At 64.1% G+C, this 14,121-nt stretch carries 13 protein-coding genes and 1 tRNA gene; 10 read left to right on the top strand and 4 right to left on the bottom strand.

The window, feature by feature from the left end:
- Positions 1-39: 39 nt before the first annotated feature.
- Entirely contained in the window at positions 40-879 is an 840-nt protein-coding gene (locus AC5STI_RS12250) for an EamA family transporter (RefSeq protein ID WP_495446844.1), read from the top strand.
- Positions 880-929: 50 nt separating this feature from the next.
- Here the strand turns inward: AC5STI_RS12250 and AC5STI_RS12245 are convergent, their stop codons facing one another.
- The 3 genes from AC5STI_RS12245 to AC5STI_RS12235 all read right to left on the bottom strand — a co-directional run bounded on the left by AC5STI_RS12245 (position 930) and on the right by AC5STI_RS12235 (position 7,059).
- Positions 930-3,887 carry a PAS domain S-box protein gene (locus tag AC5STI_RS12245; protein WP_495446843.1) on the bottom strand — a complete coding sequence of 986 codons (2,958 nt, stop codon included), beginning with the start codon at positions 3,885-3,887 and terminating at the stop codon, positions 930-932.
- Between the two features lie 277 nt (positions 3,888-4,164).
- Positions 4,165-6,513 carry a methyl-accepting chemotaxis protein gene (locus AC5STI_RS12240; RefSeq protein ID WP_495446842.1) on the bottom strand — a complete coding sequence of 783 codons (2,349 nt, stop codon included), beginning with the start codon at positions 6,511-6,513 and terminating at the stop codon, positions 4,165-4,167.
- A 471-nt stretch (positions 6,514-6,984) separates the two neighbouring features.
- Positions 6,985-7,059 (bottom strand) — tRNA-Thr (locus tag AC5STI_RS12235).
- 85 nt (positions 7,060-7,144) lie between these two features.
- Between AC5STI_RS12235 and AC5STI_RS12230 the strand changes: the two genes are divergently transcribed.
- From AC5STI_RS12230 to hisD, 5 genes are all read left to right on the top strand, one after another.
- Positions 7,145-7,300, top strand: a complete 156-nt coding sequence (locus tag AC5STI_RS12230) for a hypothetical protein (RefSeq protein ID WP_008556790.1) — start codon at positions 7,145-7,147, stop codon at positions 7,298-7,300.
- A gap of 6 nt (positions 7,301-7,306) precedes the next feature.
- Positions 7,307-8,575 carry a UDP-N-acetylglucosamine 1-carboxyvinyltransferase gene (gene murA, locus AC5STI_RS12225; protein ID WP_495446841.1) on the top strand — a complete coding sequence of 423 codons (1,269 nt, stop codon included), beginning with the start codon at positions 7,307-7,309 and terminating at the stop codon, positions 8,573-8,575.
- Positions 8,575-9,051: a DUF2948 family protein gene (locus AC5STI_RS12220; RefSeq protein ID WP_495446840.1), complete on the top strand. Its 477-nt coding sequence runs from the start codon at positions 8,575-8,577 to the stop codon at positions 9,049-9,051. Before murA ends, AC5STI_RS12220 begins: the two co-directional genes overlap by 1 nt.
- A 92-nt stretch (positions 9,052-9,143) precedes the next feature.
- A complete protein-coding gene (locus AC5STI_RS12215; RefSeq protein WP_495446839.1) occupies positions 9,144-9,566 on the top strand; it encodes a GNAT family N-acetyltransferase in 423 nt (140 codons plus the stop codon).
- A 120-nt stretch (positions 9,567-9,686) separates the two neighbouring features.
- Entirely contained in the window at positions 9,687-10,988 is a 1,302-nt protein-coding gene (hisD, locus tag AC5STI_RS12210; RefSeq protein ID WP_495446838.1) for a histidinol dehydrogenase, read from the top strand.
- A gap of 246 nt (positions 10,989-11,234) precedes the next feature.
- Here the strand turns inward: hisD and AC5STI_RS12205 are convergent, their stop codons facing one another.
- Entirely contained in the window at positions 11,235-11,993 is a 759-nt protein-coding gene (locus tag AC5STI_RS12205) for an SDR family oxidoreductase (RefSeq protein WP_495446837.1), read from the bottom strand.
- Positions 11,994-12,152: 159 nt separating this feature from the next.
- On the opposite strand from AC5STI_RS12205, the gene AC5STI_RS12200 reads away from it, so the two are divergent.
- From AC5STI_RS12200 to AC5STI_RS12185, 4 genes are read left to right on the top strand one after another with little or no spacing between them, the layout of a single operon-like run.
- Entirely contained in the window at positions 12,153-12,632 is a 480-nt protein-coding gene (locus AC5STI_RS12200; RefSeq protein WP_475047824.1) for a UPF0262 family protein, read from the top strand.
- 3 nt (positions 12,633-12,635) lie between these two features.
- Positions 12,636-13,094: an arsenate-mycothiol transferase ArsC gene (locus AC5STI_RS12195; protein WP_475047821.1), complete on the top strand. Its 459-nt coding sequence runs from the start codon at positions 12,636-12,638 to the stop codon at positions 13,092-13,094.
- Positions 13,091-13,489, top strand: a complete 399-nt coding sequence (locus AC5STI_RS12190) for a ketosteroid isomerase-related protein (protein WP_495446836.1) — start codon at positions 13,091-13,093, stop codon at positions 13,487-13,489. The genes AC5STI_RS12195 and AC5STI_RS12190 overlap by 4 nt, the downstream gene beginning before the upstream one ends.
- Entirely contained in the window at positions 13,486-14,073 is a 588-nt protein-coding gene (locus AC5STI_RS12185; RefSeq protein ID WP_495446835.1) for a GNAT family N-acetyltransferase, read from the top strand. Before AC5STI_RS12190 ends, AC5STI_RS12185 begins: the two co-directional genes overlap by 4 nt.
- The last annotated feature ends 48 nt before the right edge of the window (positions 14,074-14,121 follow it).

Below are 14,121 nucleotides of genomic sequence, written 5' to 3'. Positions count from 1 at the left end.
GGCATAATCCGGCCCCTGATTTAAAGACCTGTATTCAACATGACACCCGTAATTATTGCGATCATCTTGTCGGCGGCGCTGCTGCACGCGGTTTGGAACGCCATCGTTAAAACCGCCGCCGACCGCACCACCACGCTGGGGCTGGTTGCCTTCGGCCATGTCATCCCCGCGTCCCTGATGATCGCGGTGCTGCCGTTGCCGTCGGCAGAAAGCTTTGTCTACATCCTGCTCTCCACGGCCGTGCATTTCGCGTACTACTACATGCTGGGGCGGGCCTATCAGCATGGCGACCTCAGCGTTGTCTACCCGATCGCCCGCGGGATCGTCCCGGCGCTGGTGGGGATCTGGGCGATGATCTTTGCCGGGGAGGTGCTGCCGCTGCAGGCCTGGATCGGGATTGGTGTGATTGCCTTGGGCATCCAGCTCAGCAGCTGGAAAGCGCTGCGCTCCGGCGTGGGGCGTGCCGCGCTGGGATTTGCCGCGGGGACCGGTTTTTGCATTTCCGTCTATTCTCTGGTCGACGGCATAGGGGTGCGCCTCTCTGGCAACACGCTCAGCTATTGGGCCTGGGGGGCGTTCCTGCATATCTTCATCGCGGGCTTTGTCGCCGTGCGCAAGCGCAACACCCTGGCGGGTCTGCCGGTACGGACCTGGGCCTTGGGCATCGCAGGCGGGCTGGTGTCGATGACAGCCTACGGTCTGGTGCTATATGCAAAAAACTTCGCCCCGCTGGGAGCGGTATCCGCGCTGCGGGAAACCTCGGTGATCTTTGCGGCACTCATCGGCTTTGTCTTTCTCAAGGAGGGCAATTGGATCCGGCGCCTGGGAGCAGCGGTGCTGATGGCCGCAGGCGTTTCGCTGATCGGAACAGCCGTCTAGCGCCGGCGCCTCGCGGCCGCGCATTGCTTGCGAGGGCAGCCTTGCGGGCGTCAGGCGCTGGCGCGGGGCCGTTGCTGAGCATCTTTCGCTTCGGCCAGAGCGGCGGCAAGAGTATGCAGCAGCACCGCCTTTTTCACCGGCTTGGCCAGAAAGTGATCCATGCCGGCGTCCAGGCAGGCCTGCCGGTCGCTGGAGAAGGCATTGGCCGTGAGGGCCACGATGATCGGCTGCGGAATGGGCAGGCTGCGGATTTCCCGCGTGGCGGCGATGCCATCGAGTTCCGGCATCGACATGTCCATCAGGATGATGTCGGGCTGCAGTTCCTTGCACATCTCAACCGCGGCGCGGCCGTTCCCGGCCTCTGCCAGTTCAGCCGGCTGCCCGCGCAGGAATTTGCGGATCAGCAGCCTGTTGGTCTGATTGTCCTCGGCCAGCAGAACCCGGCAAGGAGCAAGCTGCGGCGGTGCGTCCGGCAGCGGCGCCGCCGCCGGGCTCAGCGCCTGGCGGGCCGGCGCCATTTGCAGCTCCAGCCGGAAGCAGGAGCCTTTGCCCAGCTTCGATTGCACCGATATGCCGCCGCCCATCCGCTTGGCCAGCATGCTGGAAATTGTCAGCCCCAGCCCGGTGCCGCCAAAGACCTTGGTGGTCGCGGCATCGGCCTGGGTGAAGCGGTCAAAGATGTGGCTGGCCTGGGTGCCGGAGATTCCGATGCCGCTGTCTTCAACCTCAACCAAAAGGCGGCAGGGATCGCCGTCCGCATGAAAGACCCGCACCGCGATCTTGCCGTCCGATGTGAATTTCACCGCATTGCCAATCAGATTGACCAGGATCTGGCGCAACCGCCCGTCATCCCCGTGCAGCCATTCCGGCAGGCCATCCGCATAGCTGACCCGCATCGCCAGGCCTTTTTCCAGCGCTTTCGGGCGGAACAGGTCGGCGGCGCCATTGACGCAGTCCCGAAGATTGAAATCCTCATTGGTAATTGCGAATTTCCCGGCTTCCAGCCGCGACAGGTCGAGGATGTCGTTGATGATTTTCAGCAGCGCCAGCGCCGAGCTGCGGATTGTCTCCACGTTCTGCTCATCGTCGGCCGTCAGGTCGGCCTCCGCCAAAAGGTCTGCCATGCCGATGATCCCATTCATCGGGGTGCGGATTTCGTGGCTCATGTTGGCCAGGAACTCCGACTTGGCCCGGTCCGCGTGCTCGGCTGCCAGCTTGGCTTCGGCCAGTTCCCGTTCGCGCTGCTTGCTGCGGGTGATGTCCCGCTCAATGCCGATGATCAGGTCAACCTCGCCATCGGCTCCGGTCACGGGCACGATGTTGGTGTCGAACCAAACCTCCTCGCCGTCCTTAGTGTAGTTGAGAATCTCGTTGTGGTACCGAACCCCGCGCTCCTTGTGGCGGTTCATTTCCCGGATAACTTCTATATCGGTTTTGGGCCCGTCCAGCAGATCGGAGGGTGTCCGGCCAATCGCTTCGGCAGCAGTGTAACCGGTGGCCCGCGAAAAGGCGTCGTTGACCCAAAGGATATTACGGCTGGCATCCGTCAGGATGATACTGTCTGAGGCGTGTTTGGCGACCAGCGACAGCCGGTGCAGTTCCGCCTGCTGTTTCTGCAGCTCGGCATGGGCGTCTTCCAGCGCCCGCTTGCCCTCTTTCAGCTCGGTATTCCGTTCGGACAGGGCCTGGTTGGCATGAATCAGCTCCTCGCGCAGGCGCACGTCTTCGGACACATTCCAGTTGACGCCGATCATCCAGTCGCGGCCCTGCGCATCTGTGAACGGGCTGGCCAAGGCGCGGATATGCTTGACTGTGCCATCATCCAGCACGATGCGGAACTCTGACGCGAAGTTCGTCTTGGCGTGCTCGGACGCCTCCAGGGATCTGACAACCCGGTCCCTGTCCTGCGGGTGCAGCCTGGCGTTCCAGGCGCTGCCCGCCAGCGGCCCGTCTTCCCGGGGAACACCGTACAGTTCATGCATCCGGCTGTCCCAGCTGACACGCTTGTTTTCGGCATCGCATTCCCAGATGCCAACCCGGGAGGTCTTGACCGCAATCTCCAGCCGCCGCGAGACCGCTTCCAGCTCTGCTTCCCGGCGCCGCAATTGGCCGATCACAGTTTGCCGCGCGGCAGACAGCCTGCCGGCCAGGAAAGTCGGAAACACAATCAGGGTCCCGGCCGCCAGCAGCACCAGCCGCAATTGCCACAGATTGCCCGGCCGGCTTTGCCAGCCGCCCTCAGGCCGGGCTGTCAGCTGCCAGGAGCCGTTCGGCAGGTTGATTTCCATCACGACCGGATCGCCGGCGAGAACATCTGCAGAGCCGAAGAACTGCTGGCCGCCTGCGCCGGTGCCGTCCTTGCCGGCAAGGGCAATTTCCAGCCCTGTGTCCCCGCCGGTAACGCCGGTTTCTGCGTACAGCTTCCCGGTTTCAACCACGGCGGACAGGATTCCCCAGAACTGCTGCTGGTCTTCCGGGCCTGTAAAAATAGGCAGCCGGTAGATAAAACCGGTGCCGCCTTGCACCAGGTTCACCGGCCCAGCCAGCACCATCTGGCCGCTGTCGCGCACCCGGTGCGCCGCCGCTCGCTGGGCAGCATTTTTGGTGTAATCCAGCCCGATCGCCGATTCGTTGCCCTCAAGCGGGTGCATCAGCGAGACCACGAGCCCCGGGGCGCCGCCGATATGCCGGATCGCGGTCTGTCCCATCAGGACCTGCTCTGCAATCTGGCTGAACCGCGCTTGCGGCATGTCCGGCTCTGTTGCCAGCATGGCGGCGAGCCCGCGCAGCCGCTGATAGTCGCCGTTCAGCTGGCCTTCCAGGCGGGACTTGATCAGCCCGGCCTGCTGCTGGATCCTGGCGCGCTCGGACTGATGGTGGATCGTATCGTTCTGACGCTCGGCAAAATATCCGGCGGCGCAAACAACCGCCAAGGCCAGCAGGGCAGGAAGATAGGTTCGGTTGCTGAGCACGCGCAGCCAGCCTGGGGACGTCTTTTTCAGGGCCATCTAGCCACCTTTTGCATTTGCGCGAATCTCCTCTGACAGCCGCCAGGGCTCTGCTCGTCAGGTGTCCGGTTCTGCTTCAACATCTCCTTAAAGTCTGAAAATCAGGTTTGCACAACACCGGCTCTTGCAGCGGCGAATCCGCGCCGGCCTTGACTGGCGCGGGCCGGTCGTGTTGCGGCACAGCGCGCAGCCAGGCCGTAACAGCCTGGCTGCGCGCCCCGATCCGTGTCCAAAGCAGATGACCCTTTCCGGTTTTGCGGGCACGCAGCCCGCGGGCTCAGAAATCCTGCCATTTCGCCAAGGCAGCAGATCCATCTGCGGCTGGCGCTGAAGCCAGGTTGTCCGGCAGATCGTCCCAGCCGGACCCATGCGCCGAGGGCAGGGCCGGTTCGGCAGGCTGGCGCGGCGGCGGCATCTCAAGCCCGACATCGAATCTGGCCACCAGCCCCGCCAGCTTGGAGGCGTCGCCGTTGAGCAGCTGACCAGCCGCGGTCATCTCCTCCACCATAGCGGCATTCTGCTGGGTCACCTGATCCAGCTGCATCACGCCGGTGTTGATCTCGCCGATACCGGTAGATTGCTCTGCAGCACCTTCTGCAATGCCGGACACCAGCCCTGAAATATGGGTAACCTGCGAGACGATGCTGTTCAGCGCCTCACCGGCTTTTCCGACCAGGTCGACGCCCTTGGCCACCTGTTCGCCGGAGTTGGAAATCAGCGCCTTGATCTCCATCGCCGCATCAGAGGAGCGCTGCGCCAGCGCCCGCACCTCAGAAGCGACAACCGCGAACCCGCGCCCGGCTTCGCCCGCCCGCGCGGCCTCGACACCGGCGTTCAGCGCCAGCAGGTTGGTCTGAAAGGCGATGTCGTCGATCACGGTGATGATCTGCGAGATATGGGCCGAGGACTGCTCGATCTCTGTCATCGCGGCCACCGCGTTCTGGACCACCTGGCCGCTGGTCTCCGCCTCGTCCCGGGCGTTGTTCATCGCGTTTTCCACCCCGCGGGCGCCGTCGGCAGCCGCCTTGACGCTGGCGGTCATCTGGTCCAGAGCCGCCGCGGTCTGTTCAAGCGTGGCCGCCTGGCTTTCGGTGCGCTGCGACAGGTCGTCTGATGCCTGGCTGATCTCATGCGTGCCGCTGCGGATGCTGGTGGTGGCTTCAACCACTTCGCGCACCGTTGCATTCAGCGTGTCGACCGTCTGATTGAAGTCGGTTCGCAGGCCTTGATAGGCTTCGGGGAAAGGCTCCGTGATCGTGCTTGAGAAGTCACCGGCCGCCAGATGCTTCAGGCCGCTGCGCAGCTCGCTGACCACATGGTCCTGCTGGCGCTGCAGTTCAGCCCGTTCCTCCTCGGCGGTCTGGGCATTCTGAAGATCGGTTTTGAACCCTTCCAGGATGCCTGCGATGTTGCCGAATTCGTCGCCGGTTCCGTTGCCCGCAACCGGATGGCCGTAATCCTTGGCCGCGATATGCTCGACGCTGTCGGACAGCGCTGACACCTTGCGGGCGATGCTGCGGGCAGCCACCCAGGACAGCAGCGCCACCGCAAGCGCAACGCCAACCGCCTGCAGCATGGCAGCATTGACCAGGCTCTTCTGCGCGGCCAGCGCCTCGGCGCTGTCGACTTCCAGCACGATGCCCCAGGTCCGGTCGTCCAGTCCGACGCGCCCGGCCATCGCCTCAACCGGCTGACCCGACAGGCCCGGCGTGCCGGAGAAGGTGCTTTCCTCGCCGCTGATCGCGGCATCGATCTGCTGCAGTTGCGGCAGCTGCGACAGGATCCGGTGGCCGCCCTCACGGCTCGATGCGGTCAGAGCAACGCCATCACCGCGTACCAGATAGGCCTGGCCCGTCTCCCCCAGCAGCGCGGAGTGTGACAGGATCCCGGCGATCTCCCCCACGGGCACGCGCAGGACCAACGCCCCCATGAGCGCGCCTTTTTTGAAGACCGGCGAGGAAATGAACATGGCCGCGGCCCCGCCACCCGCGTCATAGGCGGCCATCTGCGACAGGAACACATCGCCCTGCTCCAGCTCCAGCGCGGTCCGGAAGGCCTGGCCCAGCCCGCTGTCCTTATACGGTCCGTCCAGATAATTCAGCGCGAAATCGTCGTTCTTCTGGACCGAGTAGACCATGTTGCCCTGCACATCCAAAAGGTAGGCATCCAGGAAACCCTGCTCCTCCAGAAAGGTGACAAAGCCGGCGTGGTTCATCTTGTGGCGGATGGACCAAGCGGACTTGTCCTTGGCGTCCAGCAATTTGTAACGCTCACCGGCGGGATTCGGGTTGCCGTCGGCGTATGCGGCGCGCAGATGTCCGGCGGGATCATCGCCAAGCGAATAAAAACCGTTGGAGAAATCCCGCAACGCAGTTTCGACAGCCTTGCTGGCAACCAGGGTCCGGGTCTGCGAGCGCAGATCCGCCACCCAGGATTCGAGCGCTTCCTTCCGTTCCTCCAGCAGCGTCGCATAAGCGGCTTCGCGGTTGGTCTTCAGCGCCTGCCCGGCCTCCCAGGCAAAAAAGAAGCCTGAGGCGAGGGTCAGCAGGATGGTCGGAGCGGCGATGGACAGCGGCAGCTTGCGGCCCAGCCGCATATTGCCCCAGAATTTGGACAGTCGGGTCATTTGAGCGTGGTTCCCATCAACATTTCGGTCTGCCCGGCCGCCTAGGTGCGGCGGCGGGCTGTGCCAGCCGGGTGGCGCTTGATGGAAGAACACTCAGGGGGATTCATTTCCGCAGCGTTAACTTCTGCTTCAATGCCCCCGATTTGCGGCGGCTGGCGGGTGATAAGCCGCAAAAGTACCGATTCATTGTTATATGCGGCCTGCGCGAATGCGGCGAATCGCCGGTGCTGAGCCAATTACCGCCGTCAGGCGTTCCGGCGCCTGCGAATCTGTTGGAGCGGGCGCACCGTTCCGCTGACGGGACAGTTCCGGCCGGAAAGCGAGCGGCAGGCCGCCAATGCCGACAGCAGCGCGAAAACCTCTTATTCTTTGCAGATATTGCCTGCCTGCAGCGGCAGTTAGTCTTGCAAAGCTGCATCAACGGCGCGAAGCAGCTATCCAAGCCTTTGAAAACACTGATGTTTTGGAATATGGTGCTGCTGGAGAGAATTGAACTCTCGACCTCTCCCTTACCAAGGGAGTGCTCTACCTCTGAGCTACAGCAGCGCCGGTGAGGGGGCTTTTAGGCATAAACGCGGAGGGGCGCAAGAGCATTCTGGACGGTTTTTTCGCACTAAGTTACAGAAGTTCTATGGCAGAGAAGAAAACACCGAAAAACGACGGATCTGCGGCCTCCCGCGAAGACCGGCTTAAGGCCGCGCTCAAGGCCAACATGGCCCGGCGCAAGGCGCAGGCCAAGGCGCGGGCGGACAAGCAGGACCAGGATACGGGCAAAAGCGGAGAGTAAGAGCAGATGGATTCGATTCTGGTTACGGGCAATGGCCCGCTGCACGGGCAGATCCCGATCGCCGGCGCCAAGAACGCCTGCCTGACGCTGATGCCGGCGACGCTGCTCAGCGAAGAGCCGCTGACGCTCACCAATGCGCCGCGGCTCAGCGACATCAAGACGATGACGCTGCTGCTGCAGTCGCTGGGTGCCGAGGTCTCCAGCCTGCAGGATGGCCAGGTGCTGGCGATGTCCAGCCATGACCTCACCAGCCACGTCGCCGACTATGACATCGTGCGCAAGATGCGCGCCTCCAACCTGGTGCTGGGTCCGATGCTGGCCCGCCTGGGCCAGGCGGTGGTGTCGCTGCCGGGCGGCTGCGCCATCGGCGCGCGGCCGATGGATCTGCACATCCATGGTCTTGAGGCGCTGGGCGCCGAGATTGAGCTGAAAGACGGCTATCTCCATGCCAAGGCCCCCAAGGGCCTGAAAGGTGCCGTGGTGGAGCTGAGCTTTGCTTCGGTCGGGGCGACCGAGAACATCATGATGGCGGCAACGCTCGCCAAAGGCACCACCGTCATCAAGAACGCCGCGCGCGAGCCTGAGATTGTCGACCTGGCGGACTGCCTGCGCAAGATGGGCGCCCAGATTGAGGGCGACGGCAGCCCGGACATTACTATCCAGGGCGTTGACCGTTTGCATGGCGCGACTCACCAGGTGGTCACCGACCGGATCGAGCTTGGCACCTATATGCTGGCCCCGGCCATCTGCGGCGGCGAAGTGGAACTGCTGGGCGGGCGCCGCAGCCTGCTGGAAAGCTTCTGCGACAAGCTGGAAGCGGCGGGCATTGTGATTACCGAAAACGAAAACAGCCTGACCGTCAGCCGCAAGAACGGCCGTGTGCGGGCAGTGGATGTGGTGACCGAACCCTTCCCGGGCTTCCCGACCGACCTGCAGGCGCAGATGATGGCGCTGATGTGCACCGCCGAAGGCACCTCGGTGCTGGAAGAGAAGATCTTTGAAAACCGCTTCATGCACGCGCCGGAGCTGGTGCGGATGGGCGCGCAGATCGAGGTGCACGGCGGCCATGCGACGGTGACAGGCGTCGAAAAGCTGAAAGGCGCCCCCGTCATGGCCACCGACCTGCGTGCCTCGGTCTCGCTGATTCTGGCCGGTATGGCGGCGGAAGGTGAAACCAAAGTGAGCCGGGTCTACCACCTGGACCGCGGCTACGAGCATGTGGTGCGCAAGCTGTCCGGTGTCGGCGCCAGAATCGAACGGATCAAGGAGCAGTGATGGCGGATGCTAGTTTCGAAGATGGCCGCGAGGTTCCGCTGAACCTGGGCGCACTGGAGGAGGAGGACCTCAAGGTCATCTCCTCCCTGGTCCAGGATGCTGTGTTCCCGGCAACCGAAATGAGCTGGCGCGCATCCGAGCGCCGCTTTGCCCTGCTGCTGAACCGTTTCCGCTGGGAAGACCGCGACGCTGCCGAGCGCCGCGGCCGTGATTACGAGCGGGTGCAGTCGCTTCTGGTGGTGGACAATGTGCTGCGTGTGGCCTCGCAAGGGGTGGACCGCAGGGATAAGGATCTGGTGCTGTCCTTGCTAGCCGTCGATTTCGAACCCGGTGAGGACGGCACCGGCCATGTGCTGCTGACCCTGGCGGGCGATGGTGCCATCCGCCTGTCGGTCGAAGCGCTGGAGGTGTCCTTGCGCGATGTGACCCGCCCGTACCGCGCTCCGTCGGGCAAAGCGCCGGACCACGGCGCCTGATCTTGCAGAACAAGCGCGGTATCTCTCAGGTTTTTGCCCGCTCATCCGGCCGCCTGGAGATCCGTCCCGCGTCTGTTTTTGACGTATTTGCCATGAGCCGGGTTCTCACGGATTCGATCCGCGATCTGTGCCACGCCGATCACGGCGGCGATCCGCAGCGGATTGCCGCCTGGACCGCCGGTAAGTCGCCCGGGCAAATCCGGGCCTGGTTCGGAGACGCCGGGCGCTACTGGCTGGCCGAGCGCAGCGGCCGGGCCGAGGCTGTGGGCGGGCTGGATCCGGATGGCACGGTGACATTGCTCTATACTTCCCCCAGCGCTGCAGGGCAGGGCACAGGCACCGCAATGCTGACGCATCTAGAGACGGAGCTGCGCAGCGCTGGCCATGGCGAGGGGCGTTTGAACGCAACCCGCACCGCGCTGGGCTTCTACCGGAAACATGGCTGGCGGCAGGAAGAGGCTCCAACGGCCTGCTGCGGTTTTCCTTGCATCCCGATGCGCAAGCCGCTGGTCTGACTGGGGCGGCACAGGCCGGCTGAAATCACACCGCTGCTGTTGCGTCCAATTGCTCCGCTTGCCGCATAAATCTTGAGGCCGTCTCCCCATGCGGTTATGCGGAGGCCAAAGGAGATCCCGATGCCGCAGTTTCTGAACACCGCCGATTCCGATTTCGAGCAATCCTTCACGGCGCTCTTGGGTGCCAAACGAGAGGACAGCCCGGACGTGGACGCCATCGTGGCCGGGATCATTGCTGACGTCCGCGCCCGCGGCGACGCGGCGCTGGTGGAGCTGACTGCCAAATTCGACCGGCTGGAGCTGACGCCTGCGCAGCTGCGCATCAACGATGCGGAGGTGGACGCGGCCATTGCCGATGTTTCCGCCGAAGAACGCGCCGCACTGGAGCTGGCAGCAGACCGCATCCGCGCTTACCACGCCCGCCAGATGCCGGAGGATGCGCAGTGGACGGATGAGACCGGCGCAAAGCTGGGGTGGCGCTGGTCGGCGGTCTCGGCGGCAGGGCTTTATGTGCCGGGCGGGCTGGCCTCCTACCCGTCCTCGGTGCTGATGAACGCCATACCCGCCAAGGTCGCAGGGGTAGGGCGGCTGGCGGTCACCGTGCCAACGCCGGACGGCCAGATCAACCCGCTGGTGCTGCTGGCCGCCAGGATCGCCGGCGTGGATGAAATCTACCGCGTTGGAGGCGCGCAGGCGGTGGCGGCGCTGGCCTATGGAACCGAAACCATCGCGCCGGTGGACAAGATCACCGGCCCCGGAAACGCCTTTGTCGCCGCAGCCAAACGGCGGGTGTTCGGCAAGGTCGGCATCGACATGATCGCAGGCCCCTCGGAAATTCTGGTGATCGCGGACAAGGACAACAACCCGGACTGGATCGCGCTGGACCTGATGAGCCAGGCAGAACACGACGAAAGCGCCCAGTCGATCCTGATCACTGACGACGAGGGCTTTGGCCGCGCGGTGGCCGCGGCGGTGGACAAGCGGCTGGAAACGCTGGAGCGCCGCGCCATTGCCGGCGCCTCCTGGCGGGACTTCGGCGCCGTGATCACCGTGCGCGACCTGGATGAGGCGGCGGCGCTGTCCAACCGTATCGCGCCGGAGCATCTGGAGCTCTGCGTCGCCGATCCGGTCGGCCTGAGCGAAAAGACCGTGCATGCGGGCGCCATCTTCCTGGGCCAGTACACGCCGGAAGCCATTGGCGACTATGTTGGCGGCCCGAACCACGTTCTGCCGACCGCGCGCTCGGCCCGGTTCTCCTCCGGCCTGTCGGTGATGGATTTCCTCAAGCGCACGACGCTCAGCCAGATGACCCCCGACGCGCTGCGCGCCATTGGCCCGGCGGCGGAGGTGCTGGCGGAAAGCGAAAGCCTGGAAGCTCACGGGCTGTCCGTCACGGCGCGGCTGGATGCGCTGAACAAGTAAGCGGCGGAGGGGCTCTGCCCCTCTGCGCGCGTGGCGCGCATTCACCCCGGGATATTTTCAGCCAGATGAAAGGGGATCCGCGCCCCGGGCCTGCCGGGGCGCTTCACCTGGCGCGGTCATCGGCGTCCCCGCCTGTACCGCGGGACGAGGGTTGCCAGGTTTGGTTAATGATCCGTTGCTTCATCTGGCCCCAAATATCCCCGCCGGAGGCCGCAAGTCATTTTTCCCGGAAAAATGACGCAGCACTCAATAGTGCGCGGTATAGCCGCCATCCACCGCCAGCACCTGCCCGGTGATGTAGGACGCGGCTGGGGAGGCGAGGAACAGGATGGCCGGTGCCAGCTCCTCAGGCTCGCCCCAGCGGCCGAGGGAGGTGGCAGCTTTGAGCTTCTCCGCAATCGCCGGATCGGCGGCGGCGGCCATGTTGGGGGCGGTTTTGAAGAACCCCGGGGCGATTGCATTCACAGTAATGCCCTTGGGGCCAAGCTCTGCCGCCAGCGCCCTGGTCATGCCGTTGATGCCGGCCTTGGCAGTGGTATAGGCGGCGTCGCCCGCCTGCGCGATTAGGCCCGCGATCGAGGAGATATTGATAATGCGGCCATTGCCCTTGGCCGCCATTTGCGCCGCCGCCAGCTGGCTCAGGCGGAAGGGGGAGACCAGATCGACCTCCCACAGCGCCTGCAGATCGGCACGGGAAAATTCCGGCAGACTGCGGCGGTCGCGCTGGCCAACGTTGTTGACCAGAATGTCCAGCCCGCCTGCTGCCGCGATCTCCTCCATCGCCGCAACGCAAGCCTCTTCATTTGCCACATCCAGAACCATAGAACGGACGGTTCCCGGCATCCGGGCCACAGCCTCCGCCACCCGCGTTTCGCTGCGGCCGTTGATCCAGACTTCGGCCCCGGCCTCAGCCAGCAGCCGGGCGGCGGCGAACCCCAGCCCGTCCGTGGATCCGGTCACCAGCGCGCGCTGTCCTGCGAGGGAAAACTGTTCCAGCCCTGTCATCATCCTGCCTCCTGCCCGGGACAGGCTGGGCAGGAGGGCGTTGTCTGTCAAGCGCTGCCGCAAACCGCCTGTGCCGTGACGCCTGCTGCTGCATTGCCCCAGCCGCGCCGGTGCGATACTCATGGCCGGACGCCTTAGCGCATATAGAGACAAAGACCCATGAGCCGCATCAGCCACATTGAACTGGACGACCGCAACCTGCCGCCTCCGACACCTGAGATCGAGCAGGAGCGCAAGGTGGCGATCTATGACCTGATCGAAGATAACAGCTTTACCCTGCCGTCCCGCGAGGACCGCGATCTGCCGGACGGCCCCTACCACCTGGGGCTGGCGATCCGCGACAAGCGGCTGGTGTTCGACATCAACACCGAGGCTGGCGAGAAGGCCGCGGAGTTTCACCTGTCGCTGTCGCCGTTCCGGCAGGTGGTGAAGGATTATTACCAGATCTGCGAGAGCTATTTCACCGCGGTAAAGACCATGCCGCCGAGCCAGATTGAGACCATCGACATGGCCCGGCGCGGCATCCACAACGAGGGCAGCCGGGTGCTGCAGGAGCGGCTGGAAGGCAAGGCCGAGGTCGACACCGACACTGCCCGCCGCCTGTTCACCCTGATCTGCGTTCTGCATTTCGGAGGCTGACGGGTGGAGGAGCTGCCGCAGTCCGTTCTGTTCTGTTGCGACCACAATTCGGTCCGCTCTCCGATGGCGGAGGGCATCATGAAGAAATTCTATGGCACCGGCACCTACGTGCAGTCCGCCGGTGTCAAGAACGACATGGAAATCGACGGCTTCTCCATCGCGGTCTGCCAGGAAATCGACGTCGAGCTGTCGCGCCACCGCTCGCGTTCCTTTGACGAGATGGAGCGTTGGGGGGATGATCTGTCGTCGTTCGATCTGGTTGTGGCGCTGTCGCCAGCCAGCCAGCGCCGGGCGCTCGAACTCACCCGTTTTTTTCACCTTGATGTCGAATATTGGCCGATTATGGACCCAACCGGGCTCGGCGAGACGCGGGCTGCCAAGCTAGACGTGTACCGGCAAACACGGGACCAAATCATCCAGCACCTGAAAAACCGCTGGGGCGAACCGACGGAGAGAACATGACCGACACCATCGCGCGCTACTTTGCAGCCTTCAACGCCGGCGACACGGACACCATGCTGGACTGCCTGGACGACCAGATTGCCCACCACGTGAACGAGGGAAAAATCCGCGTGGGCAAGGAGAAATTCGCGGAATTCTGCGCCCACATGAGCCGCTGCTACAAGGAAGATCTGACCGATATGGTGATCTTTTCCAGCGAGGACGGCTCCCGCGCCGCGGCGGAGTTCATCGTCAATGGCACCTACTTGGTGACCGACGAAGGGCTGCCCGAAGCCAAGGGGCAGACCTACCGCCTGCCGGGCGGGTCGTTCTTTGAGCTGAAGGACGGCAAGATTTCCCGCGTCACCACCTATTACAACCTGGCGGACTGGATCGCTCAGGTGTCTGCCGGATGACCATCCGGGTCGAAGCGATGACCGGCGCGGCGCTGGAGGCCGCGCTGGACGATGTGGCGCGCCTGCGGATCAAGGTGTTCCGCGCCTGGCCGTATCTCTATGACGGTGATCTGGGGTATGAGCGGGAGTACCTGCAAAGCTACCGCGAGAGCGAACGGGCTGTGGTGGTTGGCGCTTTTGACGGCGATGTGCTGGTGGGGGCCTCGACCGGTGCGCCGCTGGCCGATCACGCGGATGATTTTGCGGTGGCCTTTGACGGCACCGGCATTGATCTGAAAGACGTCTTCTACTGTGCCGAATCCGTGCTGCTGCCGGAATACCGCGGCCACGGCGTGGGTCACGGCTTCTTTGATGCGCGCGAAACGCATGCCCGCAAGCACAGCTTCAGCAAATGCGCGTTCTGCGGCGTGCAGCGTCCGGCTGACCATCCGCTGCGCCCGGCCGGTTACGCGCCGCTGGATCCATTCTGGCGCAAACGCGGTTACCAGCCGCTGGAAGGTGCCATCGCGCATTTCTCCTGGAAAGACGTGGATCAGGCGGAAGAGACAAAGAAGCCGCTGCAGTTCTGGATCCGGGACTTGTAGAAATGCCGGAACGGTTTGGCCGAAGCGCTTTCTGCCAAGCCGCTGCAC

The sequence above is a fragment of the Leisingera sp. CC-HEC096 genome (genome assembly GCF_059429235.1).
This window is presented reverse-complemented; position numbering and strand designations above follow the sequence as displayed.

Bases quoted from the DNA above. Each gene is read 5' to 3' on its own strand.
- AC5STI_RS12250 (WP_495446844.1), top strand. From the start codon at position 40: ATGACACCCGTAATTATTGCGATCATCTTGTCGGCGGCGCTGCTGCAC.
- AC5STI_RS12245 (WP_495446843.1), bottom strand. From the start codon at position 3,887: ATGGCCCTGAAAAAGACGTCCCCAGGCTGGCTGCGCGTGCTCAGCAAC.
- AC5STI_RS12240 (WP_495446842.1), bottom strand. From the start codon at position 6,513: ATGACCCGACTGTCCAAATTCTGGGGCAATATGCGGCTGGGCCGCAAG.
- AC5STI_RS12230 (WP_008556790.1), top strand. From the start codon at position 7,145: ATGGCAGAGAAGAAAACACCGAAAAACGACGGATCTGCGGCCTCCCGC.
- murA (WP_495446841.1), top strand. From the start codon at position 7,307: ATGGATTCGATTCTGGTTACGGGCAATGGCCCGCTGCACGGGCAGATC.
- AC5STI_RS12220 (WP_495446840.1), top strand. From the start codon at position 8,575: ATGGCGGATGCTAGTTTCGAAGATGGCCGCGAGGTTCCGCTGAACCTG.
- AC5STI_RS12215 (WP_495446839.1), top strand. From the start codon at position 9,144: ATGAGCCGGGTTCTCACGGATTCGATCCGCGATCTGTGCCACGCCGAT.
- hisD (WP_495446838.1), top strand. From the start codon at position 9,687: ATGCCGCAGTTTCTGAACACCGCCGATTCCGATTTCGAGCAATCCTTC.
- AC5STI_RS12205 (WP_495446837.1), bottom strand. From the start codon at position 11,993: ATGACAGGGCTGGAACAGTTTTCCCTCGCAGGACAGCGCGCGCTGGTG.
- AC5STI_RS12200 (WP_475047824.1), top strand. From the start codon at position 12,153: ATGAGCCGCATCAGCCACATTGAACTGGACGACCGCAACCTGCCGCCT.
- AC5STI_RS12190 (WP_495446836.1), top strand. From the start codon at position 13,091: ATGACCGACACCATCGCGCGCTACTTTGCAGCCTTCAACGCCGGCGAC.
- AC5STI_RS12185 (WP_495446835.1), top strand. From the start codon at position 13,486: ATGACCATCCGGGTCGAAGCGATGACCGGCGCGGCGCTGGAGGCCGCG.